This window comes from Komagataeibacter sp. NFXK3, from assembly GCF_054182245.1.
In genome coordinates this window covers 15,031-38,377 of sequence record NZ_JAPIVJ010000004.1, presented here as the reverse complement: position 1 = coordinate 38,377, position 23,347 = coordinate 15,031, and the positions used below count along the sequence as shown (strand labels likewise).

At 64.4% G+C, this 23,347-nt stretch carries 21 protein-coding genes; 8 read left to right on the top strand and 13 right to left on the bottom strand.

Translation table 11 applies throughout. From position 1 onward, the window contains the following. Positions 1-12: 12 nt before the first annotated feature. The 3 genes from OQZ28_RS05770 (at position 13) to gltX (ending at position 3,042) form a co-directional block, all read left to right on the top strand. A complete protein-coding gene (locus tag OQZ28_RS05770) occupies positions 13-1,182 on the top strand; it encodes a nicotinate phosphoribosyltransferase (protein WP_458135451.1) in 1,170 nt (389 codons plus the stop codon). 14 nt (positions 1,183-1,196) lie between these two features. Beyond that, positions 1,197-1,562 carry a hypothetical protein gene (locus OQZ28_RS05765; protein WP_130730117.1) on the top strand — a complete coding sequence of 122 codons (366 nt, stop codon included), beginning with the start codon at positions 1,197-1,199 and terminating at the stop codon, positions 1,560-1,562. A gap of 142 nt (positions 1,563-1,704) precedes the next feature. Further along, positions 1,705-3,042 (top strand): glutamate--tRNA ligase, encoded by a 1,338-nt coding sequence (gene gltX, locus OQZ28_RS05760; protein WP_458135450.1) that lies wholly within the window; start codon positions 1,705-1,707, stop codon positions 3,040-3,042. A 121-nt stretch (positions 3,043-3,163) separates the two neighbouring features. Here the strand turns inward: gltX and OQZ28_RS05755 are convergent, their stop codons facing one another. The 4 genes from OQZ28_RS05755 to rpsD all read right to left on the bottom strand — a co-directional run bounded on the left by OQZ28_RS05755 (position 3,164) and on the right by rpsD (position 7,674). Next, on the bottom strand, positions 3,164-3,946 hold the full coding sequence (locus tag OQZ28_RS05755) for an RNA methyltransferase (protein WP_207303389.1): 783 nt from the start codon (positions 3,944-3,946) through the stop codon (positions 3,164-3,166). After that, the gene (gene cysS, locus OQZ28_RS05750; protein WP_130730114.1) at positions 3,943-5,310 is read right to left on the bottom strand and encodes a cysteine--tRNA ligase; all 1,368 of its coding nucleotides are present in this window, start codon (positions 5,308-5,310) and stop codon (positions 3,943-3,945) included. Before cysS ends, OQZ28_RS05755 begins: the two co-directional genes overlap by 4 nt. A 65-nt stretch (positions 5,311-5,375) precedes the next feature. Continuing rightward, the gene (locus tag OQZ28_RS05745; protein ID WP_078526555.1) at positions 5,376-6,938 is read right to left on the bottom strand and encodes a peptide chain release factor 3; all 1,563 of its coding nucleotides are present in this window, start codon (positions 6,936-6,938) and stop codon (positions 5,376-5,378) included. 118 nt (positions 6,939-7,056) lie between these two features. After that, on the bottom strand, positions 7,057-7,674 hold the full coding sequence (rpsD, locus tag OQZ28_RS05740; protein WP_025437534.1) for a 30S ribosomal protein S4: 618 nt from the start codon (positions 7,672-7,674) through the stop codon (positions 7,057-7,059). 306 nt (positions 7,675-7,980) lie between these two features. On the opposite strand from rpsD, the gene OQZ28_RS05735 reads away from it, so the two are divergent. Next, positions 7,981-8,529, top strand: coding sequence for an HdeD family acid-resistance protein (locus OQZ28_RS05735; protein ID WP_130730113.1), 549 nt, complete (start codon positions 7,981-7,983; stop codon positions 8,527-8,529). Here OQZ28_RS05735 and OQZ28_RS05730 read toward each other — a convergent pair. Then, positions 8,508-9,281, bottom strand: coding sequence for an NADPH-dependent F420 reductase (locus tag OQZ28_RS05730; RefSeq protein WP_458135449.1), 774 nt, complete (start codon positions 9,279-9,281; stop codon positions 8,508-8,510). The two genes, OQZ28_RS05735 and OQZ28_RS05730, sit on opposite strands and share 22 nt — an antisense overlap. A 122-nt stretch (positions 9,282-9,403) precedes the next feature. Here OQZ28_RS05730 and OQZ28_RS05725 point away from each other — a divergent pair, with 122 nt between their 5' ends. After that, positions 9,404-9,751 (top strand): hypothetical protein, encoded by a 348-nt coding sequence (locus OQZ28_RS05725; RefSeq protein ID WP_458135448.1) that lies wholly within the window; start codon positions 9,404-9,406, stop codon positions 9,749-9,751. A gap of 10 nt (positions 9,752-9,761) precedes the next feature. Here the strand turns inward: OQZ28_RS05725 and OQZ28_RS05720 are convergent, their stop codons facing one another. From OQZ28_RS05720 to alaS, 3 genes are all read right to left on the bottom strand, one after another. Further along, complete coding sequence (locus OQZ28_RS05720) at positions 9,762-10,595, bottom strand: endonuclease/exonuclease/phosphatase family protein (RefSeq protein WP_458135571.1); 834 nt, start codon at positions 10,593-10,595, stop codon at positions 9,762-9,764. Positions 10,596-10,635: 40 nt separating this feature from the next. Next, complete coding sequence (locus tag OQZ28_RS05715; protein ID WP_130730110.1) at positions 10,636-11,325, bottom strand: carbonic anhydrase; 690 nt, start codon at positions 11,323-11,325, stop codon at positions 10,636-10,638. 295 nt (positions 11,326-11,620) lie between these two features. Next, complete coding sequence (alaS, locus tag OQZ28_RS05710) at positions 11,621-14,272, bottom strand: alanine--tRNA ligase (protein ID WP_458135447.1); 2,652 nt, start codon at positions 14,270-14,272, stop codon at positions 11,621-11,623. Between the two features lie 155 nt (positions 14,273-14,427). On the opposite strand from alaS, the gene tenA reads away from it, so the two are divergent. After that, positions 14,428-15,132, top strand: coding sequence for a thiaminase II (gene tenA, locus OQZ28_RS05705; RefSeq protein ID WP_458135446.1), 705 nt, complete (start codon positions 14,428-14,430; stop codon positions 15,130-15,132). On the opposite strand, the gene OQZ28_RS05700 is transcribed toward tenA, so the two are convergent. From OQZ28_RS05700 to aroB, 5 genes are all read right to left on the bottom strand, one after another. Continuing rightward, positions 15,054-15,551 carry a GtrA family protein gene (locus tag OQZ28_RS05700; protein WP_458135445.1) on the bottom strand — a complete coding sequence of 166 codons (498 nt, stop codon included), beginning with the start codon at positions 15,549-15,551 and terminating at the stop codon, positions 15,054-15,056. The genes tenA and OQZ28_RS05700 overlap by 79 nt on opposite strands. A 174-nt stretch (positions 15,552-15,725) precedes the next feature. Further along, positions 15,726-16,841 (bottom strand): OmpA family protein, encoded by a 1,116-nt coding sequence (locus tag OQZ28_RS05695; RefSeq protein ID WP_458135444.1) that lies wholly within the window; start codon positions 16,839-16,841, stop codon positions 15,726-15,728. Between the two features lie 362 nt (positions 16,842-17,203). Next, positions 17,204-18,319, bottom strand: coding sequence for an OmpA family protein (locus OQZ28_RS05690; RefSeq protein ID WP_458135443.1), 1,116 nt, complete (start codon positions 18,317-18,319; stop codon positions 17,204-17,206). A gap of 404 nt (positions 18,320-18,723) precedes the next feature. Next, positions 18,724-19,944 (bottom strand): OmpA family protein, encoded by a 1,221-nt coding sequence (locus OQZ28_RS05685; RefSeq protein WP_458135442.1) that lies wholly within the window; start codon positions 19,942-19,944, stop codon positions 18,724-18,726. 287 nt (positions 19,945-20,231) lie between these two features. After that, positions 20,232-21,965 (bottom strand): 3-dehydroquinate synthase, encoded by a 1,734-nt coding sequence (gene aroB, locus OQZ28_RS05680; RefSeq protein ID WP_458135441.1) that lies wholly within the window; start codon positions 21,963-21,965, stop codon positions 20,232-20,234. Between the two features lie 115 nt (positions 21,966-22,080). Here aroB and OQZ28_RS05675 point away from each other — a divergent pair, with 115 nt between their 5' ends. Both OQZ28_RS05675 and OQZ28_RS05670 read left to right on the top strand, forming a co-directional pair. Then, positions 22,081-22,284 carry a hypothetical protein gene (locus OQZ28_RS05675; protein WP_130730104.1) on the top strand — a complete coding sequence of 68 codons (204 nt, stop codon included), beginning with the start codon at positions 22,081-22,083 and terminating at the stop codon, positions 22,282-22,284. Positions 22,285-22,300: 16 nt separating this feature from the next. After that, a complete protein-coding gene (locus OQZ28_RS05670; RefSeq protein ID WP_458135440.1) occupies positions 22,301-23,212 on the top strand; it encodes a tyrosine recombinase in 912 nt (303 codons plus the stop codon). Positions 23,213-23,347: the final 135 nt, after the last annotated feature.

Below are 23,347 nucleotides of genomic sequence, written 5' to 3'. Positions count from 1 at the left end.
AAGGGAGGGGAAATGACCCAGGGTGACCCGGCGGCCCGTGACAGGCTGGCCAGTGCAGCGGATGACATGATCGCAGCCCGCACGGATGCGTATTTCAACCGCACGCGCGCCATCGTGGAGCATTTCGGCGACAGGAAGGTGACCTATGCCGTCTTCCTCCGCCGCCCGGCCATTTCCGCCCCCCGGCTCATGACCGAGTGGCTGCGCGCGGTCGGCAGCGCGCGTGGCATCGCCATTGACACCACGCTCATCTACCCCGAGGGCACATGGGTGGGGGCGGGCGAGCCGCTGGCTTACATATCCGGCTCGTTCGCAGCCCTTGCCCCGCTCGAGACGCTGTTGCTCCAGCGCCTCGGCCCGGCCTGCGTCGCGGCCCATAATGCCTACCAGATGGCCATGGCACTGCCCCATGTGCGTTTTCTGGCCATGGAGGCCCGCCATTGCGCGGGCTTTGGCATGCAGGAGCAGATGGCCTATGCCGCCTCCGTCGGCAGCCATGCCGCCCAGAAGGAAGGGGCGCATGGCTTCATTGGCGGCGCGAATGACGCCACGGCGCATTATTTCGGCACCACCCACGGCCTGGGCACCATGCCGCATGCGCTGGTGGGCTATGCGGGCTCGACCCTGCGGGCAGCCGAGATGTTCCATGAGGTCTATCCCGCAATGGACCTGGTGGTGCTGGTTGACTATTTTGGCCGCGAGGTGACGGATGCGCTGGAAGTGTGCCGGCACTTTCCCGAGCTTGCGGCGCAGGGGCGGCTGGCCGTGCGGCTCGACACGCATGGCGGCCGCTTCCTTGAAGGGCTGGACCCACAATCCTCCTATGACGTGCTGGAGCGCTACACGCCGGGCACCATCCGGCGCTACCGCTCGGACAAGGAACTCAGCCACCTTGTCGGCACCGGGGTCTCGGCTGCGGCCATCTGGCGCATGCGCGAGGTGCTGGACGAGGCGGGATTCCCGCATGTGCGCATTATCGCCTCATCGGGTTTCAGCGTTGAGAAATGCCTGAGCATGGCCGATGCCCATGCCCCGGTGGATGTGATCGGCACGGGCTCGTTCATCCCTGACCGCTGGTCCGAGACTTACGCCACGGCGGATATCGTGGCGTATGACGACGTGCCCCGGGTCAAGGTGGGGCGGGAGTTCCTGCTGCGCCGCGCGCCCCCTGCCCCCGAATAACGAAAGGCTTCATCTTGTCAGAAAACATCTTTGCCCCCGAGGGCGGCTGGCGCGTGCGCATCATCGACCTGTCCGGCGGCGCCGAGGACAATATCGTCGAGGAGGTGGGCGGCTTTCCCGACCTGATCCAGGCCAACGCCTTTGCGCGCGCCTATGTGCGCGACAGCATCGAGCGTTGCCGCATGGCTGGCCTTTCGGCAGCCGACATCCTCAAGGCCTGGTTCGCGTTTGGCGAGGATGCGGAGGTGCTTGAAGCGGGCGAGCAGGGCTGGCGTTCGGCCAATGAACTCGATGATTTCGCAGCCCACGCCGCCACCCCCATGGAGCGCGACTGGCGTGCCTTCGACCCCCGCCGGGGCGATGATGAGGAAGAGGCCTGAAAGCCCAGCAGGGCAGAGAAAAATTTCTGGTGAAGCTTTTTTCAGAAAGCTTCAGGGAACGCCGCCTTCCTGAAAAAAGGCGACACCCGTTTCATGCATGTGTTCTCTGGCGTTCGGGGCGTAATCGCCGCATATAAGGGGCATGAAACTCCGTTTTGCGCCTAGCCCGACCGGGCTGATCCATGTTGGCAATGCGCGTCAGGCCATTGCCAATGCCCTGTTCGCCCGCCGCCACAAGGCCCGCTTCCTGCTGCGGATTGACGATACCGATCGTGCCCGCTCGAAGGAGGAATACGTGCAGGCCCTACAGGACGACCTGCACTGGCTGGGCATGGAGTGGGATGAATTCGTGCGCCAGTCCGACCGGCTGGACCGCTACGCGCTGGCCATCGAGGCGCTCAAGGCCAGCGGGCGGCTTTACCCGTGTTTCGAGAGCGAGCAGGAGCTGGCCTCAAAGCGCGAGGCGCGCATCCGCATGCGCAAGCCGCCGGTCTATGACCGCGCCATGCTGCGCATGACCCCCGCGCAGCGCGCGCAGGCCGAGGCCAATGGCAAGGTGCCGTACTGGCGCTTCAAGCTGTCCGATCACCGCACGGTGGAGTGGAACGACCTTGTTATGGGGTCTTGCCGGGTCAAGCTGCCCGCCATTTCCGACCCCGTTCTGGTGCGGGCCGATGGCACGGTGCTGTACACGCTGGCCTCGGTGGTGGATGACATGGAGCTGGGCATCACCCACATCATCCGTGGCGAGGACCATGTGACCAATACCGGCGTGCAGATCGACATTGCCGAGGCGCTGGGGGCCAAGCGCAACCGCTTCACCTTCGCGCACCTGCCGCTGCTGCTTGATGAGGGCGGCGGCAAGCTGTCCAAGCGGTTCGACGGGCTGTCGATTCGCGCATTGCGGCAGGATGGGGTCGAGCCTTCGGCCATCGTCTCCTACCTTGCCCGGCTGGGCAGCGCGGATGACCCGGCGCCACTTTCGTTTGATGAACTGGCCAGGACCTATGACCCCGGGCGTGTTTCCCGTTCAGCGGCGCGGTTTGACATGCGGCAGCTGCTGGGGCTGAACCGGCGCATCATGCACGCCATGCCGTTTGAGGAAATCCGCTCCCGCCTGCCCGAAGGGGCGACCGAAGCCTTCTGGCTGGCCGTGCGGGGCAATGTGGATATGGCGGGCGAACTGCGCCAGTGGTGGGATGTGGTGGCAGGCGACATCGTGCCGCCGGTGATCGAGGAGGCGGACCGCCCCTTCTTGCTGCACGCACTCGAGTCGCTGCCTGCCGAGCCGTGGGATGAAACCACGTGGAAGACATGGACCGCCGCGGTGAAAGAGAGCACGGGCCGCACGGGGCGGGGCCTGTTCCACCCCCTGCGCCTGGCGCTGACGGGTGAAGACAGCGGGCCGGAAATGCGCGACCTGTTACCGCTGATGGGCCGCGCCCGGGTGGCCGACCGGCTCCAGATCGCCGCACGCTGATACGAAAAAGGCCCGGCATGAAAACCGGGCCTTTTTGGATTGAAAGTTTTTGGTGAAGCTTTTTTCAAAAAGCTTCGGGAAACGCCGCCTTTTTGAAAAAAGGCGGCCCCGGAAAGGTTTGTTATTTCCTGTCCTGCCGCGCCTTGCGCCCGCGTGAAAGCTCGGTCACCACGCCATGCAGCGTGCGCAGTTCCTGCTCGGTGACCTCACCGCGCAGGAAGAAGTGCCGCAGGTTGCGCACCATGCCTGCCCGCTTCTGCTCATTGCGCAGGAAGCCGCATTCATCAAGGTCGCCAATCAGGTGGCGCATGAAGTTGTCGAGCTCGCCCCGGGTGGCCACATGCGTTTCGTTGGTCATGAGCGTGCGCGGCGGGGTATCATCCTTCGCCATCCACCACTCATAGGCCATGATCATCACCGCCTGTGCCAGGTTGAGCGACATGAAGGCGGGGTTGAGCGGGTAACGGATCAGCGCATCGGCGCGGGCCATGTCCTCGTTATCCAGCCCCGCGCGTTCGGGGCCGAACATCAACCCTACCTTCAGACCGCGATCGGTCATCTCGCGCAATTCGGCGGCCCCCCCGCGTGCCGTCAGCACGGGCTTTACGATGTGGCGCGGGCGCGGGCAGGTGGCAAATACGTGGTGCAGGTCGGCCACCGCGTCATCCACGGTTTCAAACACCTGGGCGGATTCAAGGATGCGGTCGGCGCCGGAGGCGCTGCGCCATGCGCGCTCCAGCGGCCAGCCATCGCGCGGGGCGACGAGGCGCATGTGGAACAGCCCGCCATTGGCCATGGCGCGCGCGGTGGTGCCAATGTTCTCGGCCATCTGGGGCCGGACAAGGATCACGACAGGGCTGTTGCCAATGGGGCCGATATCCGCCCCGCCATCACGGCCGGTCATGCCTGCCTCCATGTCGTGCCCTGCGGGCCATCTTCAAGCACGATGCCCTGTGCCGCGAGGGTGTTGCGGATTTCATCCGCGCGGGCGAAGTCTCGCGCCTTGCGCGCGGCCAGCCGCTCGGCAATCAGCCGCTCGATTTCCGCCGGGTCGACGTTCGCTGCGCCACGGAACCACGCCTCCGGCGTGTCATGCAGCAGGCCGATCAGGTTGCCCGCTGCCTTGAGCTGCGCTGCGGCCATGCTGTCACCCGCCACGGCCCTGTCGGCCAGCGCGTGCATCTCGGCCAGCGCGCGGGGCGTGTTCAGGTCATCGCACAGAACGCTCACCACGCTCTCGGGCGGTGCTACAGGCTCCTGCGCAGGGTCAAGGGCCTCGAGCGCGCGGTAGAAGCGGTCGAGCATCTGCCTGGCCTCGCCCAGCCCTTCTTGCGTAAAGTTCAGCACCGAACGGTACTGCGCACGTAGCAGCAGAAGGCGCAGGGCCTCGGCGGGAGTGTCGCGCAGCACGTCGCGCACGGTCAGGAAGTTGCCGAGCGATTTCGACATCTTCTCCCCGTTCACCAGCAGCATGGCGTTGTGCACCCAGTGATTGGCGAAGTGCCCGTGCGGGTGGCAGCACATGCTCTGGGCGCGTTCGTTCTCGTGGTGCGGGAACAACAGGTCCGAGCCGCCGCCATGGATGTCAAAGCTCTCGCCCAGGTAGCGGTGCGACATGGCCGAGCATTCGATATGCCAGCCCGGACGGCCCCGGCCCCACGGGCTGTCCCAGCCCGGGGTTTCGGCATCGGATGGTTTCCACAGCACGAAGTCACCGGCATTGCGCTTGTAGGGGGCGACTTCGACGCGGGCGCCGGCAATCAGGTCATCAGGGCTGCGGCCTGACAGCGCGCCGTAGGAGGCGTAGGTGTCCACTGCAAACAGCACATGGCCCTCGGCCTCATAGGCATGGCCGCTTTCGATCAGGCGGGCGATCATGTCCTGCATCTCGCCAATATGGTGCGTGGCGCGGGGTTCGATATCGGGCGGCAGGATGCTGACGGCGGCCAGATCCTCATGGAAATCATGGATCGTGCGCGCGGTCAGGTCGGCAATCGACTCATTGTTGGCATGGGCACGGGCGTTGATCTTGTCATCCACGTCGGTGATGTTGCGCACGTAGGTGACGTGCGGATACAGGTGGCGCAGCAGGCGCACCAGCACATCGGCGGTCAGCATGGCGCGCAGGTTGCCGATATGCGCCAGGTCATAGACCGTGGGGCCGCAGTAATAGACCCGCACGTTATCAGGGGCGAGCGGCGTGAAGGGAACGGTGCTGCGCGTCCTGCTATCGTGCAGGTGCAGGCGGGGCTGTGTGGTGTCGGACATGATGCGCCTAGATGGGGCAGACAGGCAGGGATAGGCAAGACCCCATAAGGGCCTCGCCCGCGCGGTCAGCCGATTTCCTGGCCGATCTGCTTGATGTCGTGGAAGGTCAGCTCCGGGTTGCCCTCAGCCGTGCGCTTCATCATGAACGCCGATGAGGCGAGGAAGACCGGGTCACCATCAATATCATCCGCCATGGCCGTGCGGTTGGCCATGCAGAAGGCTTCCAGCCGTTCACGCGGGCCGGTGACCCAGCGGGCAAGGTTGTAGGGCGTCGACTCGAAGCCGATGGCCACCCCGTATTCGCCCTTCAGGCGTGATTGCAGCACATCAAGCTGCAGCGTGCCGACCACGCCCACGATCGGCGGTGCACCATCCTGTGGGCGGAAGAGCTGGACCACGCCTTCCTCCGCCAGTTCAGTCAGGGCCTGGCGCAGCTTCTTGGCCTTCATCGCATCATCAAGCCGCACGCGACGCAGGATTTCGGGCGCGAAATAGGGCACGCCGGTAAAGCGCAGGTCCTCGCCCTCGGTCAGCGTGTCGCCAATGCGCAGCGTGCCGTGGTTGGGAATGCCCACCACGTCGCCCGCGAATGCTTCCTCGGCCAGTTGCCGGTCGCGGGCGAAGAAGAACTGCGGCGTGTGCAGCGCGAACTGCTTGCCAATGCGCACATGCTTGAGCCGCATGCCGCGCTGCAGCTTGCCCGAGCAGATGCGCGCGAAGGCCATGCGGTCGCGGTGGTTGGGGTCCATGTTGGCCTGGATCTTGAACACCAGGGCGGTGAGTGCCGGTTCATCAGCGCGCACGTTGCGTGTTTCGGTAGCCTGATCGCGCGGGGGCGGGCCGAAGGCGGCCAGCGCGTCGAGCAGGTCGGTCACACCGATTTCCTTCATCGCACTGCCGAAGAACACCGGGGTCAGGTGGCCCGCATTGAAGCTTTCAAGATCGAATTCCGGCAGGGCGGCCTCAACGAGTTCCAGTTCCTCGCCCAGCTGCACCATGCGCGGGTCGCTTTGGTCCAGCTCCTCGGTCACATGCAGTTCGCGCTTGTGGATATCGTAGGTGCCGACAAACTTGGCGGCACGGCCCACCGGCCATGTGGCGGGCGAGACATCAAGTGCCAGCGAGGACGAGATTTCATCAAGCAGGGCAAACGGATCCTGCGATTCGCGGTCCATCTTGTTGATGAAGGTGACGATGGGAATGTCGCGCAGGCGGCAGATCTCGAACAGCTTGCGCGTGCGGGCCTCGATGCCCTTGGCGGCGTCGATCACCATCACGGCGGCGTCCACTGCCGTCAGCGTGCGGTAGGTATCTTCCGAGAAGTCTTCATGGCCCGGCGTATCGAGCAGGTTGAAGATGCAGCCGCCATACTCGAACGTCATGACCGAGGTCACGACCGAAATGCCGCGGTCGCGCTCGATTCCCATCCAGTCCGAGCGCGTGCGCCGCCGCTCGCCCTTGGCCCGCACGTTGCCTGCCATCTGGATCGCGCCGCCCGCGCGCAGGATGCGCTCGGTCAGCGTGGTCTTGCCCGCATCAGGGTGCGAGATGATGGCGAATGTGCGCCGGCGGGTAATTTCGGCGGCAAGCGGGGTTTCGGCGGCGGTGGCGGTCACGGTCTTGTCCATTCCTGCGGCTGGCCTGGCGGAAGGGAGGCGGAAGCGGGCAGGGGCCAGAAACGCGGACGCCGGACGCAGGGAAAAATCCCCACGCCCGGCGTCACGCCTGCCCGGTTCCGGGACTTGATCAGCGAGAGTAGAATTCGATGACCAGGTTCGGTTCCATCTGCACTGGATAGGGCACATCCGACAGCTTGGGGCTGCGCAGGAAGGAGCCCTTCATCTGGCGGTGGTCCACTTCCATGTATTCCGGCACGTCACGCTCGCCGCTCTGGGCGGCATCGAGCACGATGGCGAGCTGCTTGGACTTCTCGCGCACTTCGATCACGTCGCCATCACGCACCAGGAAGGAGGGGATGTTGACCTTGCGGCCATTGACCGTGATGTGGCCGTGGCTGATGAACTGACGCGCGGCAAACGGGGTGATCGCGAACTTCAGGCGGTACACCACCGCATCCAGCCGGCGCTCGAGCAGGTCGATCAGGTTCTCCGAGGTATCACCCTTGCGGCGCACGGCCTCATCGTAATACTTGCGGAACTGCTTCTCGCCGATGTTGCCGTAGTAGCCCTTGAGCTTCTGCTTGGCCATCAGCTGCACGGAGAAGTCAGAAGGCTTCTGCTTGCGGCGCTGGCCGTGCTGGCCGGGGCCATACTCGCGCTTGTTGACCGGCGACTTGGCGCGGCCCCACAGGTTTACGCCAAGGCGGCGGTTGATTTTATACTTGCTCTCAAGGCGCTTGCTCATGGTGCGCTCTCTTCTCTTCAATCTGCATGGCCTGCGGCGTGAGCCTGAGGCCATGGTGTGGCACCGGTAGGCCCTGTTCCCCATGAACAGGGCGGGCGCGATCCGTATTACCGGCACCGGGGAGCAATCACCCATGGGCACCAGCCGTATCGTCCACGTTCCCGGCAGTCGGGCGCGTATAGAAGTACCGGGGGGTGCGTGTCAATCATTGCCACAAAGCCTGTATCGCATATGGGGCGCGGCCTGTTATGAAACGGGCAGCATGCGGATGAACCACATCCATCAACAGACACGGGGATTCACTCAATGGATACGTCACTGACGCAGCGCTGGCCGCTCTTTGTGGGGCTGGGCGCGATCTCGTTCGGGCTGGGCATCATGGCATGGGTGGATGCGCTGGCCGTATCACTTGCCAGCACCATCCTGTTTGGCGTGCTCCTGTTCGTGGCGGGCACGGTGCAGCTTGTGCACGCCTTCGTGGTGCGCGACTGGAGCGGGCGGCTCATGTCGATTGCGGGCGGTGCGCTCTATATCCTTGCAGGCACGATGATGATGGAGGAGCCGAGCACCGGCTCCATGGTCATCACCCTCTTCATTTCCGCCTGCCTGGTGGTGTCGGGCATCGCGCGCATCATCATGGCGTTCCAGCAGCGCGGGCTGCAGGGGTGGTGGTTCATCCTGCTTGGCGGGCTGATCAGCCTGCTGGTGGGGGTGTGCCTGTATGTGACCCTGCCGTGGTCGGGGCTGTGGCTGATCGGCACGTTCATTGCCGTCGAGCTGATTGCGGCGGGCATTGGCTGGGTGCAGTTCGGCTTCGCGCTACGGCAGGCGAATTACATCCCGCCCGCGAACTGAGTGGCAAGCGCGCGGTCAACGGGGTTGTTGGCCGTAACACCGAGCAGGTGGCGCAGGTCGGTGGCGTTCATCTGCGCCTCGAACGCCGGGCCGCCGGGCTGGAACAGGCTGGCCGTTGAAAGCGGGCCCGCCATGACCGGGTCGAACCCCGCATCATGGATCAGCCAGCCCGCCACGTACAGCGCCTGGATCACGTCGCCTGCCATGGGCAGGGCCAGGCGCGGCGGCGGCCGCCAGGTCTGGGCGGCAAGCGTGGTCATGTCCTCGGAGTTGAAGGCCCGCACCACGGATGCGGCAGGGAAGAGCGACTGCGTGGTAATACCCGCCCCGTTGCGCAGCGCCAGCCGCCCGATCTTGCCATCGCGCCAGCCATAGGGGTTGGTCACGTCAATCAGCGGCTTCGCGCCCACGATGGAGCCAATGGTGTGGCCAAGCTGGGGCAGGGCGCCATAGGGCACGGCCAGCACCACGGCATCGCCAAACTTCGCGGCCTCCTGCACCGTGCCCGCGCGAGCGAGGGGATAGAACTCCGATGCCCGTTTTTCCGCCTCCTTGTGCTCGAGCGCGCTGAACATGACCTGATGGCCCGCCCGCGTCCATAACCGCCCCAGCGTGGTGCCGACATGCCCCGCCCCGATCATGCCGATGCGCAGCGGCCTGCCCGCATGGGCCATGCCGGGCACGGCCAGGGGCAGCAGGCTGGCAGCCAGGGCTGCGAGGCACTCCCGGCGGGTCGGTTTCAGGGCTGGCATGCGTCTCTCCTGTTCATGGGGCATGTGGCAGTATGGCACGGGATGTCCTATCGTGTGCCCTCGTTACCGTGCCGGGCTGCTATATATGGCACAGACTTGGCGAAAGCAGGAGTACAGCGTCGATGACCGATACCCCCGATCAGGATCCGGCCGTGGTGGCGCAGTCCGCTGTGCCCGTAGGGGTGGAACACCCGGTTGAGGCCCTGCATGAAGCCGTGCAGGAAGATGAAGCGGCCATGGCCGCGAGCACGACCCCCGATCCCGGCCCCGTGCCCGAGGCGCAGACGCAGGTTGTCGCCACCCCGCATGATGCCGTGGCCACCACGCAGGCGGCGGTTGATGCGGCGGGAGCCCCGCCACTCATGCCCTATAAGGAACTGTTCCAGCTCATGGGGGCGGTGGTGTTCGTGATGATCGTGGTGATGGTGGGGTGGAGCGCCCTGCACGCCTCGGGCATCTGGCCCGAATAAGGCCCGCCCCTCAGGGAAGCGAAAGCCGCACCGAGACCGGGCAGTGATCGGACAGGTGGGCGGTGCCGTCGACCGCCCGGTCACGATAGAGCATCACGCGCAGGCTGCCCGGCTGCAGCCAGTCGCGCGCAGCACCCCCCATGATGATATGGTCTATGAAGTAGGTTCCCGCCCCGCACGGGCTGGCGTGCCCGGCCGTGGCCAGCGTGAGGGGACCATTTTCGCCTAAAATGTGCAGCATCGGGTCATCGGGGGCGAACAGGCGGTTGAAATCGCCCATTACGGCGAAGGGCTCGCCTTCATCCTGCCGCTCCATGATCCAGTCCTCCACCACGGCCACCTGCCGCCGCAGGGTGGCGCAGGCGGGCCTGCGGTCGGTGGGGCTGGAATCGCGGCATCCGGCCTTGAGGTGCACCACCAGCACGCGCAGGCTGTCAGCACCCGTGCCTATGGTCAGGTCCAGCCCCGCGCGCAGGTGGCGCGGCGCATCGGTGGCATAGACATCGAGCGCCGTGACATCGGGGTGGCGCACCACGGTCAGGTCGGCCCGCACGGCGGCGGCGACCCGCTGCACCACGGAATCTCCGGTTATGAAGAGATGATAGGCAGGTGCCGGGAAGAGGCTGGCGGCAAGGGCCGGGTCGTCCACTTCCTCAAGGGCTACGATATCGGGGGCAAGGTGGCTGGCATAATGCGCCAGCCGCGCCATGTCGGTGGGCGTGCGGGGCCTCACATCGGGCGGCAGGGCGGGATCACCCTGCGCGCGCGTGGTCAGCCATTCCAGGTTCCATGTCGCAACCTTCAGGCTGCCTGCCGCCCATGCGGGGCAGGCAGCCCACATCATGGCCAGCCCGGCCAGGGCTGCGGCGGCCCTGGGCCGCAGGTTACGCCGTGGCGCTGTCAGCCTGCTGGGCGCGCAGCTTGGCAATGGCTTCATCGACATGGATGAAGGTGCGCGAGGTTTCATCGAGCACCACCACTTCCCCGCTGGCAATATCATAGAACCATCCCTGCAATGTCAGGGTGCCGCGGGCAAGCCCCGCCGCCACGGCAGGGTGGGTGCGCAGATGCGCGATCTGGAGCTGCACGTTCTGCTCCGACAGGCTGCGCACGGTGGCGGGCCCGGCATCGGTGGCCTCGAGCACGGCGCGCGCGGCCTCGGCATTGCGCAGCCAGCTTGCCACGGTGGGCATCTTGTCGAGGTGGCTGGCCTGCGGGTCGAGCAGAGCCTTCATCGCGCCGCAGTTGGAATGCCCGCAGACGATGATGTGCGACACCTTGAGCGCGCTGACCGCGTATTCGATGGCCGATGACACGCCGCCCAGCATCTCGCCATAGGCGGGCACGATGTTGCCGATATTACGCAGCACGAACAGGTCGCCCGGCTGGGTCTGGGTGATCATGCTGGGGTTCACCCGGCTGTCGGCGCAGGCAATGAACAGCGTATCGGGGGACTGGCTCTCGGCCAGGCTGGCGAAGAGGTCGCGGTTCTGGGGAAAGACTTCGGTATTGAAACGCTCCACCCCGTGCAGCAGTTCGATGAGGGTTTCCCGGGCAGTATTGGTATGGGCCATTGTAATATCCTGTCACCTGAATGTCCGGACCGGTGTGAAGTCATGTCCTGTCGTGGCATCAAGGGGCTATGCACCGGTCGGAGGCATGTCCCGCTTCATCTATATCATGGAAACATCTGGCAGTCCCATTTGTTTCGCTATGAAGTTATACGGAAATACTATGTTATCATAATATAGTTAATGAATATTAACTTTATGCATTGAAGTATTTCTGTCTTGCGGCAAGTGCCGTACAGCACAACGGCGCACCGAGATGCGCCGTTGCATTGATATATGAAAACGCCGGATGGCCCGTTCAGGCGCCAGCCGCCTGTGCCAGGGCGGCACGCACCGCCTCAAGGGCGGCATCGGCCTTGCTGATGTCGGGGCCGCCCGCCTGCGCCATGTCACGCCGGCCGCCGCCGCCCTTGCCATCCATGGCGGCACTGGCCGCGCGCACCAGGGTGACGGCATCGACCTTCTCGGCAAGGTCGGGTGTTGCGGCAACGACGATGCTGCCCTTGCCATCGGCGGTCGAGACGAGCACAATCACGCCCGAGCCGATTTCCTTGCGCAGCGAATCCGCCAGCGGCTTGAGTTCCTTGGGTGGCAGTTCGCCCACATTGCGGGCATCGAGCCTGATACCGCCGATCTCGGCAATGGTGGCCGCCGCCTGGCTGCCCGAGGCCAGCTTGCGCTGCAGGTCGGAAATCTGGCGCTCCATCGCCTTGCGTTCTTCCAGCACCACGGCCAGGCGCTCGGGTGCCTCGGCTGCAGGCACGCGCAGCATGGCGGCGATCTGGTTCAGGCGTTCCTCGGTGGCCAGTGTCGCGTTCTGCGCGGCAAGCCCGGTCACGGCCTCGATGCGGCGCACGCCGGAGGATACACCACTTTCGGACGTGATGCGGAACAGCCCGATATCGCCCGTGCGGCGCACATGCGTGCCACCACACAGTTCGATCGACCAGCCCGCGCGGCCTTCTTCCGGCCCGCCCATGGAAACAACGCGGACCTCATCGCCATATTTCTCGCCGAACAGGGCCATCGCACCCTGCTCGATGGCTTCTTCCGGCGTCATGCTCCGTGTGGTCACATCCGTGTTCTCGCGGATGCGGGCATTCACCTCGGCCTCGATCTCGGCCAGTTCCTCGGGCGTGATCGGGCGGGGCTGGCTTACGTCAAAGCGCAGGCGGTCGGGCGCGTTCAGGCTGCCCTTCTGGGTTACATGCGCGCCAAGCCTGCGGCGCAGGGCCTCGTGCAGCAGGTGCGTTGCCGAATGGTGGGCGCGGATGGCGCTGCGGCGGTCGTGATCCACCTGCGCGGTCACGGCCATGCCGGGCTTGACCGTGCCTTCGATGACGGTGCCGTAATGCACCAGCAGGTCGCCCAGCTTCTTCTGGGTATCGGTTACGGCAATGTGCAGGCCGGGTGCCGTGATGGTGCCGGTATCGCCCACCTGGCCGCCGCTCTCGCCATAAAACGGGGTCTGGTTGAGCAGCAGGGCCACCTTGGTGCCGGGGCCTGCGGCTTCGACCTGCGCGTTATCCACCACCACGGTCTGCACCTCAGCATCCGAGGTCTCGGTGGTGTAGCCCAGGAACTCGGTTGCACCGAAGGTGTCGCGCGCCTCGAACCACACGGTCTCGGTCGCGCTGTCGCCCGAGCCGCTCCAGGCGGCGCGGGCGCGCTTGCGCTGCACGTCCATCGCCTCGTTGAAGCCTTCCACGTCCACGCCGTGGCTGGTGCCGCGCAGGGCGTCCTGTGTCAGGTCAAGCGGGAAGCCGAAGGTGTCATACAGCTTGAAGGCCACATCGCCGGGGAGCGGCGCGCCATCGCCCAGGCGCTCGGTCTCGTCGGCCAGCAGCGACAGGCCACGGTCGAGCATCGCCTTGAAGCGCAGTTCCTCGCCCTTCATCGTCTCCTCGATCAGGGCGCGGGCGTGGATCAGTTCGGGATAGGCCTCGCCCATCTGCCGGATCAGCGCGGGGACCAGCCGGTAGAACGTCGGCTCCGTCGTGCCCATAAGGTGCAGGTGGCGCATGGCGCGGCGCATGATGCGGCGCAGCACGTAGCCACGACCGTCTTTGGATGGCAGCACGCCATCGGCAATCAGGAACGAGGTCGAGCGCAGGTGGTCGGCCACCACGCGGTGGCTGGCGTTGAACGGGCCATCGGGGTCCTGCCCCGTGACCTCGGCCGAGGCCAGGATCAGCGCGCGGAAGGTGTCGGTATCATAATTGTCGCGCTTGCCCTGCAGGATGGCGGCAAAGCGCTCCAGCCCCAGCCCGGTGTCAATCGAGGGGCGCGGCAGCGGCGAGCGCGTGCCGGGCGGGTTCTCGAAATACTGCATGAACACGAGGTTCCAGATCTCGGTAAACCGGTCGCCGTCCTCATCAGGCGAGCCGGGAGGGCCGCCCGCCACTTCGGGGCCGTGGTCGTAGAAGATTTCCGAGCACGGGCCGCAGGGGCCGGTATCGCCCATGCGCCAGAAATTGTCGGAGGTGGGGATGCGGATGATGCGGTCATCGGACAGGCCGGCGATCTTGCGCCACAGGCTGGCGGCTTCCTCGTCATCGGCATAGACGGTGGTCAGCAGCTTTTCCTTGGGCAGGCCGAAGGTGCCGGTGACCAGCTTCCAGGCCAGTTCAATGGCTTCCGCCTTGAAATAGTCCCCGAACGAGAAATTCCCCATCATCTCGAAGAAGGTATGATGGCGGGCGGTGTAGCCCACATTGTCCAGGTCGTTGTGCTTGCCGCCTGCGCGCACGACCTTCTGGGCTGTGGTGGCGCGGGAATAGGGGCGCGTTTCCTGCCCGGTGAACACGTTCTTGAACTGCACCATACCCGCATTGGTAAAGAGCAGTGTCGGATCGTTATGCGGCACCAGTGACGAGGACGGCACGATCTGATGCCCGTTCCCGGCAAAATAGTCGAGGAAGGTGGCACGAATGTCGTTTGTTGTGGGCATGGCGGGAAACAGACGATCCTGTATTGAAAGATATAGATGTAAAACCGGATTCATTCACCTAGCGCACGTAGCACCAGACCGGAAGTGCCAACATGCGCGTAAACCCCAGATGGCGAATGCGTGACATGCACGCTCCAGCACAAAAGGACACAACCATGGATGATGAATGGCAGGCCGAACGCGACTGGCCCCTGCTGACCACGGGGCTTGCCGGCCGCCTGCGGCGTGACTGCATGGCGCAGTGGCTGGGCTTCGTGCGCCACCCCTTCGTGCGCGGTATTGCGGATGGCACATTACCGCCCGAGGCGTTTCGCAATTTCCTGATTCAGGACTACCTGTACCTCATCCAGTATGCCCGCGCCTGCGCGCTGGCGGTGTACAAGGCCGATACGGTGGCCAGCATGCGCCATGCGGCAGGGCTGATGGCGGGCATACTCGATACGGAACTGGCCATGCATGTGGGTTATTGTCGCCAGTGGGGCATAGAAGAAACGACACTGGGAAACGCCGAGGAATCGCTCGAATTACTTGCCTATAGTCGCTTTATACTTGATCGCGCCCAGACGGGCGACCTGCTTGACCTGATGGTGACCATGGCCCCATGCCTGATCGGCTATGCGGAAGTCGGCGCACGGCTGCATGCCAGTCCGCTGACCGTGCGGGAGGGCAATCCATACTGGTCATGGATCACGCTTTATGGGGGTGCTGAGTATACACAACTGGTAGAGGACGGCATTCGCCAGCTTGATGCGCTGGCCACCCCTTATGGGGCGCAGGCGCGTTACCCGACCTTGTTGCGTGTGTTCACCACGGCGGTGCGGCTCGAGACCGCTTTCTGGGGCACGGGGCGCTCGGGCTGAAAGGGCACGATTTCCGCCGTTTTCAGTTCCGGTGCGGGGTGTTCCTTATGGAAGACCAGCTTACGGCTGATATGGAAGTTCGACATCATGCCGGCTAACGCACCGGCCGCGAGCGCCAGCACCGGATAGGCCTTGAACACGGGCGATGTGTGGAACAGCATGAACACGCAGCCGCGGTTCAGGAAAAAGCCCAGGGAGTTCGCCGCAAGAAAGCGGAGCCACTGGATAATGAAATGATGCTGGTTGCCCGCATTGCGGAAGGTCCAGAGCCGGTTGATCAGCCAGTTGATGGAGGCTGCGATGAAATACGCGGCAATGGTTGCGGTTGTCAGGCCGACAAAGGGGCGCAGCGAGTAAACGGTTGTCGTGTCCCACACCAGCCCCAATGCACCAACAATCCCGAATTTAAGGAATTGCATGATTTTTTGAGAGGAAGGTCTGGACAAAAGATAATCCTTATTCCCGAGTATGGGATGGTGCCAGGGCGCGCGACGGGCCTGTCATTAAGGTGAAGTGGTCATGTCATAGAATAGGTAGAGTAAGAATAAAAGTAAAAAAGGAAGCCTGTGCAGGCTTCCTTTTTTGAGTCGGGATCAGTGCAGGATGATCTCGACGCGACGGTTCTGGGGCTCACGGGTATCGGGACCGGTGGGCACCAGCGGGTGGGCTTCGCCGTAGCCATGGATGTCGATGGCGTTGGCGGGCACGCCGTCACGGATCAGTTCAGCCTTCACGCTGTCGGCACGACGCATGGACAGGCCAAGGTTGTACTTCTCACCGCGCGGACCCGGATGGGCGGAAGTGTTGTCGGTGTAGCCGTTGACCTCGATGCGCGTGGTCTGGACGTGGGTGGAAGCCTGTGCGGCTTCGGCCACGATCTCACGCGAGCGGCCGGTGAGGGCTGCGCCGTCCCAGTCGAAGAACACCAGGTAGGTGCGCGCTGCGGTCGGTGCGGGCGGCACGACGGCGGGAGCCGGCGGCGGCGGCGGCGGCGCGTTGTTGAACGCGTAGCGGACGCCTACGATGAACTGGTGGTTGAAGCGGTGGTCGAAGCGCACGCCGCCGCTACCGCTGCCATCGGTCGCCTCACCCTTGATGTAGCCCATGCCGAAGGACTCGACCTGGCCAACCATGCGGTATTCGGTGGTCATCTGCAGGCCGGGTACGCCCGGAATGTCATAGGCTGCACCGACGATACCCTGGTAGGCGAAGCTGCCATTGGTGCCGTGCAGGCGGGCGTTCGGGCTGCTTGCGCCACCCATGGCCACCATGGTGTTGCTGTTCACGTTCTCCCAGAGGTAACCGGCACCAACACCGACGAACGGCGTGACGGGCACATCAATGTTGAACAGGCGCTTCAGGTCGATGTCATACAGCACGTTGATGAAACCGCCATAGGAGCGGTCGCTGCCCTTGTCGCTACCGCTCTTGCGGTAGATTTCCGACCAGTTATACGCGCCTTCGACTTCAGCGCGCAGGCCGTTGCCAAAGCCCCAGCCAACCGAGCCGAAGCCGGTCCAGCCATGACGGTGGCCAACGCGGCCCATGCCCTCGCCATCATCCGTGCCGCCGGGGCGCATGTGCTGGGTCTGGGTCAGGTTGTAGCCGCCGCCGATATCGACATACGGGCCGGTGATGGTCGTGGCCTTGGCTGCGAACGGTGTCGCTGCCAGCAGGCTGGTTGCCAGCAGGGCAGAGCGGAGACGCATCTGGTAGTCCTTCCTCATGTTATTACTTCTTTGTAAACGACATCATTGCCATGATGCGATGATTAATCGATCTCGTCACTTAAACACGATGCCAGACATGTGGTTCCGCGCTGCCCGCTGTTCCAGGCGTGCATAAAAGTAACATGCTGTGCAGGCTAATGCATGATTGATGTTTTTTCATTTTGAAACAACGACTTGCGCAATATTTCAATTGTTGCAACCAATCTTGTGCCAGAAGATTTTGCAGATTTTGTGGCGCAGATGACACAGTCTGGCTGACACGCAGGCAATATTAAACAAAGTTTCAAAAACAAAAAAAGGGAGCCCGGAGGCTCCCTTTCCTTTGACCAATCTGGTCGGGATCAGTGCAGGATGATCTCGACGCGACGGTTCTGGGGCTCACGGGTATCGGGACCGGTGGGCACCAGCGGGTGGGCTTCGCCGTAGCCATGGATGTCGATGGCGTTGGCGGGCACGCCGTCACGGATCAGTTCAGCCTTCACGCTGTCGGCACGACGCATGGACAGGCCAAGGTTGTACTTCTCACCGCGCGGACCCGGATGGGCGGAAGTGTTGTCGGTGTAGCCGTTGACCTCGATGCGCGTGGTCTGGACGTGGGTGGAAGCCTGTGCGGCTTCGGCCACGATCTCACGCGAGCGGCCGGTGAGGGCTGCGCCGTCCCAGTCGAAGAACACCAGGTAGGTGCGCGCTGCGGTCGGTGCGGGCGGCACGACGGCGGGAGCCGGCGGCGGCGGCGGCGGCGCGTTGTTGAACGCGTAGCGGACGCCTACGATGAACTGGTGGTTGAAGCGGTGGTCGAAGCGCACGCCGCCGCTACCGCTGCCATCGGTCGCCTCACCCTTGATGTAGCCCATGCCGAAGGACTCGACCTGGCCAACCATGCGGTATTCGGTGGTCATCTGCAGGCCGGGTACGCCCGGAATGTCATAGGCTGCACCGACGATACCCTGGTAGGCGAAGCTGCCATTGGTGCCGTGCAGGCGGGCGTTCGGGCTGCTTGCGCCACCCATGGCCACCATGGTGTTGCTGTTCACGTTCTCCCAGAGGTAACCGGCACCAACACCGACGAACGGCGTGACGGGCACATCAATGTTGAACAGGCGCTTCAGGTCGATGTCATACAGCACGTTGATGAAACCGCCATAGGAGCGGTCGCTGCCCTTGTCGCTACCGCTCTTGCGGTAGATTTCCGACCAGTTATACGCGCCTTCGACTTCAGCGCGCAGGCCGTTGCCAAAGCCCCAGCCAACCGAGCCGAAGCCGGTCCAGCCATGACGGTGGCCAACGCGGCCCATGCCCTCGCCATCATCCGTGCCGCCGGGGCGCATGTGCTGGGTCTGGGTCAGGTTGTAGCCGCCGCCGATATCGACATACGGGCCGGTGATGGTCGTGGCCTTGGCTGCGAACGGTGTCGCTGCCAGCAGGCTGGTTGCCAGTAACGCTGCGCGAAGACGCATGTTTCAGTCCTTAATCTGTTGTTGCAGGGCAGAGCCCCGTCTTGTGATCGGGCAATGGATTTGCCCCGAGACAGGGCAGCCTGAGATTACCCGCAAGCTATGAAGCGGGGATTAGCCTGTCTGGCCCGGCTTGAGAATGGGCAAAATGCGCCATCCGGAACAGGTGTGGCAAAAAAAACACATATCTTTCAGTCCTCTTTGCGGCAGTCTATAAAAAACCCTGATTTTATAAGGATTTTTTTGAACCGCTTTTCCAGCCCCCCTCATTTTGCATAGGACAATGGTGTAAACGGAAGGTCTTTTTCAACCCGTTTCGGGGCCGGAAACGGATTCTCCGGCACGGGGTGCTGGCTAATGCGCACCGTGCCGGATTCTCCATTTCTTTCAGTATATTGCAGCCATGCCTAGTGCAGGATGATTTCCACCCTGCGGTTCTGCGGCTCGCGCGTGTCCGGGCCGGTGGGCACGAGGGGGCGGGCCTCGCCATAGCCATGAATGTCGATGGCGCTGGCCGCCACGCCATCACGGATCAGCTCCGCCTTCACGCTGTTCGCCCGGTGCAGGGACAGGCCAAGGTTGTATTTCTCGCCACGCGGGCCGGGATGGGCGGCGGAGTTATCGGTATAACCGTTAACTTCAAGCCGCGTGGTCTGCACATGGCTGGAGGCCTGCGCCGCCTGCGCCACGATGGCGCGGGCGCGCGGAGTCAGGGCCGCGCCATCCCAGTCGAAGAACACCAGATAGGTACGGGCGGCGACGGGCGCGGGCGGTACGATGGCGGGCGCAGGTGGGGGAGGCGGCGGCGCGGTATTGAACGCATAGCGCACGCCCACAATGAACTGGTGGTTGAAGCGCTGGTCATAACGGATGGAATTGTGGTCGGTTACCGGTTGGTTGTTGGGGTTGATCACCGTCTGGCCGAGATTGCCGTTGTTGAAGGACTCCACCTGACCGATCATGCGGTATTCGGTGGTCATCTGCAGGCCCGGCACGCCGGGAATGTCATAGGCCGCGCCGACAATGCCCTGATAGGCAAAGCTGCCATTGGTGCCGTTATGGCGCACGTTCATGATGCTGTTCGCGATGGGCGTTTCATCATTCACGGTCTGCCACAGATAGCCCGCGCCCACGCCGATGAAGGGCGTTACCGGCACATCGATGCCGAACAGGCGCTTGAGGTCGATGTCATACAGCACGTTGACAAAGCCGCCATAGGAACGGTCGGCGCCATCGGTCTTGCCATGGCCGCCACCATAGGATGTGGTGGTGTAGCGGGTGGTTTCCGACCAGTTATAAGCCCCTTCCACTTCCGCGCGCAGACCGTTGCCAAAGCCCCAGCCGAAGGAGGCGAATCCGGTCCAGCCCGCGCCATGATGCATGGTCTCGCGGGAGTGGGTTGCCGGAGATACTGCAGAGTCGAGGAACTTTGCTTCTTCAGGAGGCAGATTGAGGTTCTTGTTGAACTCGCTTACGCCCTGCCCATCATAGGCATGCATGTGCTGTGTCTGGGTCAGGTCATAGCCACCGCCGATATCGACGTAAGGCCCGGTGATGGTCGTGGCCATGGCGGCCATGACAGGTGTTGTTGTCAATGCAGTCGCCAGCAGTGCCGCGCGAAGACGCATGGTCCCGTCCTTGATGCTTGATCAGACGCCTTCTTTATTTGGTGGAGATGGGGGCATGTTCCACACTGGCCTGATACGGGTTGATCCGGGCGGCGCATGCGCCGCCATTCCAGTGCCAGCGGGATGTCAGGGGAGTGCGAAGCTGCGTTCATCCGCATCAATCCATGGCAGGATCGTTTTGCGGGGCAAGCGTTGAAATAAGGTAAATGTGGCAGCGCGCCCTATCGGCGCGGGCGGGGCTGTGACCGGAATATCACAGGCCCCGGCAGGGCATCAGGCGGGGCGCGTCAGGGCGTGCAGCCATCCGCGCGCAGAACTTCAAGCACGGCCTCATCAGGCACGTCGCGGCAGGTAAAGGCCCGGCCAATGCCGCGCACCAGCACGAAGGACAGGCGGCCATCGCGCATCTTCTTGTCGCGCTGCATGTTGCGCACGAGCTGGGCTGCGGAGAAATTGCGCCCCGTGTCGCCTATGCGCGCGGGCATGGACAGGCGTTCGAGATGATGGGTGACGCGGTCGAGATCCTCGGCCGGGCAGTAGCCGAGCCGGACCGACAGCATGAAGGCCAGCCGCAGTCCGATTGATACCGCCTCGCCATGCAGCAGGCTGCCGTCATAACCCATCTCGGCTTCCAGCGCGTGGCCGAAGGTGTGGCCAAGGTTGAGCAGGGCCCGGCCATCGGTCTTGCGCTCCTCGCGCTCATCGGCCACCACCACGCGGGCCTTGAAGGCGCAGGCAAGGCGGATGGCCTCGGCCTGCATGGCCGGATCGCCCGCCAGCACCGCGGCGCCATGGCGTTCGCACCAGTCAAACAGCCCTGCATCGCCCAGCAGGCCGGATTTCACGATCTCGGCGTAACCGGCCTTGAGTTCCCGCACGGGCAGGGTGGCCAGCGTGGAGGTATCGGCCAGCACCGCGATGGGCTGGTGAAACGCGCCAAGCAGGTTCTTGCCAAAGGGCGTGTTGATGCCGGTCTTGCCACCCACCGACGAATCCACCTGCGAGAGCAGCGTGGTCGGGATCTGCACAAACGGCAGGCCGCGCAGCGTGGTGGCCGCACAGAACCCCGAAAGGTCGCCCACCACGCCGCCGCCAAGGGCTACGACCGTGGTGCCGCGCTCGACATGCGCCTCGAGCAGGGCATTGGTCACGCGCTCGTACTGGCTGATGCTCTTTGAACCCTCGCCAGGCGGGATGGTGATGGTCTCGGCGCGGATGCCGGTCTCGGCCAGGGCTTCAAGCAAACGGGGCAGGTGCAGGGGCGATACGGTGGCGTCGGTAATCACCATCACGCGCTTCTGTGGCAGCACGGGGGCGAGCAGCGCGCCCGCGCGGCGGATCACGTCGGGGCCGATCAGCACCTCGTAGCTGGCGCGGTCGAGCCGCACGGGCACGCGCAGGGGCTGCTGGTTGCGCTGCAGGGCGTGCAGCACATGGTCGGCGCTGTGTTCCACGTTGTCATCTCCACAATCAACGATAATGTCCGCTTCCGCATAGACCGGATGGCGCAGGCGCATAAGGTCGGCCAGCACGGCATGCGGTGTGGCGTTGTTGAGCAGCGGGCGGTGCGAGCGGTCGGCCACGCGCTGCACCAGCACGTCAAGCGGGCAGCGCAGCCAGATCGAGACGGCATGCTCGCGCACGCTCGCGCGCGTGCGCCCGTCCATGAAGGCCCCGCCACCCGTGGCCAGCACCACCGGCGGGCCGGACAGCAGGCGGCGGATGACCAGCCGCTCGCCCCGGCGGAACTCGGCCTCGCCATAGCGCTGGAACAGGTCGGCGATGGTGCAGCCGGCAGCGCGCTCGATTTCCTCATCCGAATCGACAAAGGGCACGCCCAGGCGCGTGGCCAGAAGGCGGCCGATCGTGGTCTTGCCCGCGCCCATCAGCCCGACCAGCACGATGGTGCGCCCGCTGCCCGGCTGCCGGGGGCTGGCGGGGCCAACGGCGTTCAGGTCAAGGGGGATGGCAAGGGATGCGGGCTCCGGCTGGGGCCGAATGGGGGGAATCTGGCGTGACATGCCGCGCAACCTAACATACAGCAGGACAGGACCGGTAGAGTCCGTGGGCGGGGCAGCACGCCTGTGCGCGCCTGGCTCCGGGCCGCCGGGGTTCGCAGCATAGGAAAGCGGTTGAATGATCCGTATTGTTATTGCCCTGGCCAGTGTTCTGGCCCTGTGCGTGATCGGGGGCTTTTTCGCGCTCGGGGCCTTTCCGCCCGCGCTGGTGCAGGAGGACGTGCACAAGGATGTGCCCTTCGCCGCCCCGCCCGCGCCAGCCGCCCTGCCGCCACTCGGCGCGCCTGCCCCGCTGCCGGTAGCCCCATTGGCGCCGGGCTGAACGGGCGAAGCGCACGGTGAGCGCAAGCGGCGTTGACGCCTTTCTTGAAATGCAGGCCGCCGAGCGCGGGGCAGCGCTGAACACCATCCGCGCCTATACCCGTGACCTTGCGGATATGGATGCCGCCTTGCACGCCCGTGGCGTGACCCCGCTCACGGCGGGCGAAAGTGACCTGCGCGACTACCTTTCGGGCCTTGCGCGGCAGGGTCTGGCTGCGCGTACGCAGGCGCGCAGGCTGTCATGCCTCAAGCAGTATTTCCTGTTCCTGGCCCGCGAGGGTATGCGGCCCGACAACCCCGCCGCCCTGCTTGAAGCCCCCCGGCTCGATGCGCCGCTGCCGCGATTCCTGTCCGAGCCCGAGGTCACGGAACTGCTGGCCGCCTGCGTGCCCGAGCCCGATGCCACACCCGCGCGCAGGCGCAGGCTCATGGTGGCAAGGGCTGCCCTTGAGATGCTGTATGCCTCGGGCCTGCGTATATCGGAACTGCTGTCGCTGCCCCGGCGCGCGCTGGATGCGGCGCCGGGCATGATGCTGGTGCGCGGCAAGGGCGGGCGTGAGCGAATGGTGCCCATGTCAGCCCGGGCGCGTGAGGCGGCGCGCGCGCTGATGGCGCTCGATGCCGGGCGTGAAAGCCCGTACCTGTTCCCGGGCCGGAGTGCCCGCCAGCCCATGACCCGGCAGGGATTCGACCGCATCCTGCACGATGTGGCCCTGCGCGCGGGGCTGGACCCGCAGCGCCTGTCGCCGCATGTGCTGCGCCATTCCTTTGCCACCCATCTGCTGGCCCACGGGGCGGACCTGCGCGCGTTGCAGGTGCTGCTTGGCCATGCGGACATCGCCACCACGCAGATCTATACCCACGTCATGCTCGACCGCCTGCGTGATGCCGTGGCCCAGCACCACCCGCTGGCGCAGCAGCAGGACTGATAAGACCGCCAGATATGAAGACGTTTCTGGTGAAGTCTTTTTCAAAAAAGCTTCGAACAATGCTGCCTTTATTAAAAAAGACCGTTCTCGCCCCTGCTTTTGCCGGCAATTGAAAACCGGCCTGCCGCCAGGACA

What these genes read in the sequence shown, in the direction of transcription:
- OQZ28_RS05770 (WP_458135451.1), top strand. Translation starts at nt 13, where the DNA reads ATGACCCAGGGTGACCCGGCGGCCCGTGACAGGCTGGCCAGTGCAGCG.
- gltX (WP_458135450.1), top strand. Translation starts at nt 1,705, where the DNA reads ATGAAACTCCGTTTTGCGCCTAGCCCGACCGGGCTGATCCATGTTGGC.
- OQZ28_RS05755 (WP_207303389.1), bottom strand. Translation starts at nt 3,946, where the DNA reads ATGACCGGCCGTGATGGCGGGGCGGATATCGGCCCCATTGGCAACAGC.
- cysS (WP_130730114.1), bottom strand. Translation starts at nt 5,310, where the DNA reads ATGTCCGACACCACACAGCCCCGCCTGCACCTGCACGATAGCAGGACG.
- OQZ28_RS05745 (WP_078526555.1), bottom strand. Translation starts at nt 6,938, where the DNA reads ATGGACAAGACCGTGACCGCCACCGCCGCCGAAACCCCGCTTGCCGCC.
- rpsD (WP_025437534.1), bottom strand. Translation starts at nt 7,674, where the DNA reads ATGAGCAAGCGCCTTGAGAGCAAGTATAAAATCAACCGCCGCCTTGGC.
- OQZ28_RS05735 (WP_130730113.1), top strand. Translation starts at nt 7,981, where the DNA reads ATGGATACGTCACTGACGCAGCGCTGGCCGCTCTTTGTGGGGCTGGGC.
- OQZ28_RS05730 (WP_458135449.1), bottom strand. Translation starts at nt 9,281, where the DNA reads ATGCCAGCCCTGAAACCGACCCGCCGGGAGTGCCTCGCAGCCCTGGCT.
- OQZ28_RS05725 (WP_458135448.1), top strand. Translation starts at nt 9,404, where the DNA reads ATGACCGATACCCCCGATCAGGATCCGGCCGTGGTGGCGCAGTCCGCT.
- OQZ28_RS05720 (WP_458135571.1), bottom strand. Translation starts at nt 10,595, where the DNA reads ATGATGTGGGCTGCCTGCCCCGCATGGGCGGCAGGCAGCCTGAAGGTT.
- OQZ28_RS05715 (WP_130730110.1), bottom strand. Translation starts at nt 11,325, where the DNA reads ATGGCCCATACCAATACTGCCCGGGAAACCCTCATCGAACTGCTGCAC.
- alaS (WP_458135447.1), bottom strand. Translation starts at nt 14,272, where the DNA reads ATGCCCACAACAAACGACATTCGTGCCACCTTCCTCGACTATTTTGCC.
- tenA (WP_458135446.1), top strand. Translation starts at nt 14,428, where the DNA reads ATGGATGATGAATGGCAGGCCGAACGCGACTGGCCCCTGCTGACCACG.
- OQZ28_RS05700 (WP_458135445.1), bottom strand. Translation starts at nt 15,551, where the DNA reads ATGCAATTCCTTAAATTCGGGATTGTTGGTGCATTGGGGCTGGTGTGG.
- OQZ28_RS05695 (WP_458135444.1), bottom strand. Translation starts at nt 16,841, where the DNA reads ATGCGTCTCCGCTCTGCCCTGCTGGCAACCAGCCTGCTGGCAGCGACA.
- OQZ28_RS05690 (WP_458135443.1), bottom strand. Translation starts at nt 18,319, where the DNA reads ATGCGTCTTCGCGCAGCGTTACTGGCAACCAGCCTGCTGGCAGCGACA.
- OQZ28_RS05685 (WP_458135442.1), bottom strand. Translation starts at nt 19,944, where the DNA reads ATGCGTCTTCGCGCGGCACTGCTGGCGACTGCATTGACAACAACACCT.
- aroB (WP_458135441.1), bottom strand. Translation starts at nt 21,965, where the DNA reads ATGTCACGCCAGATTCCCCCCATTCGGCCCCAGCCGGAGCCCGCATCC.
- OQZ28_RS05675 (WP_130730104.1), top strand. Translation starts at nt 22,081, where the DNA reads ATGATCCGTATTGTTATTGCCCTGGCCAGTGTTCTGGCCCTGTGCGTG.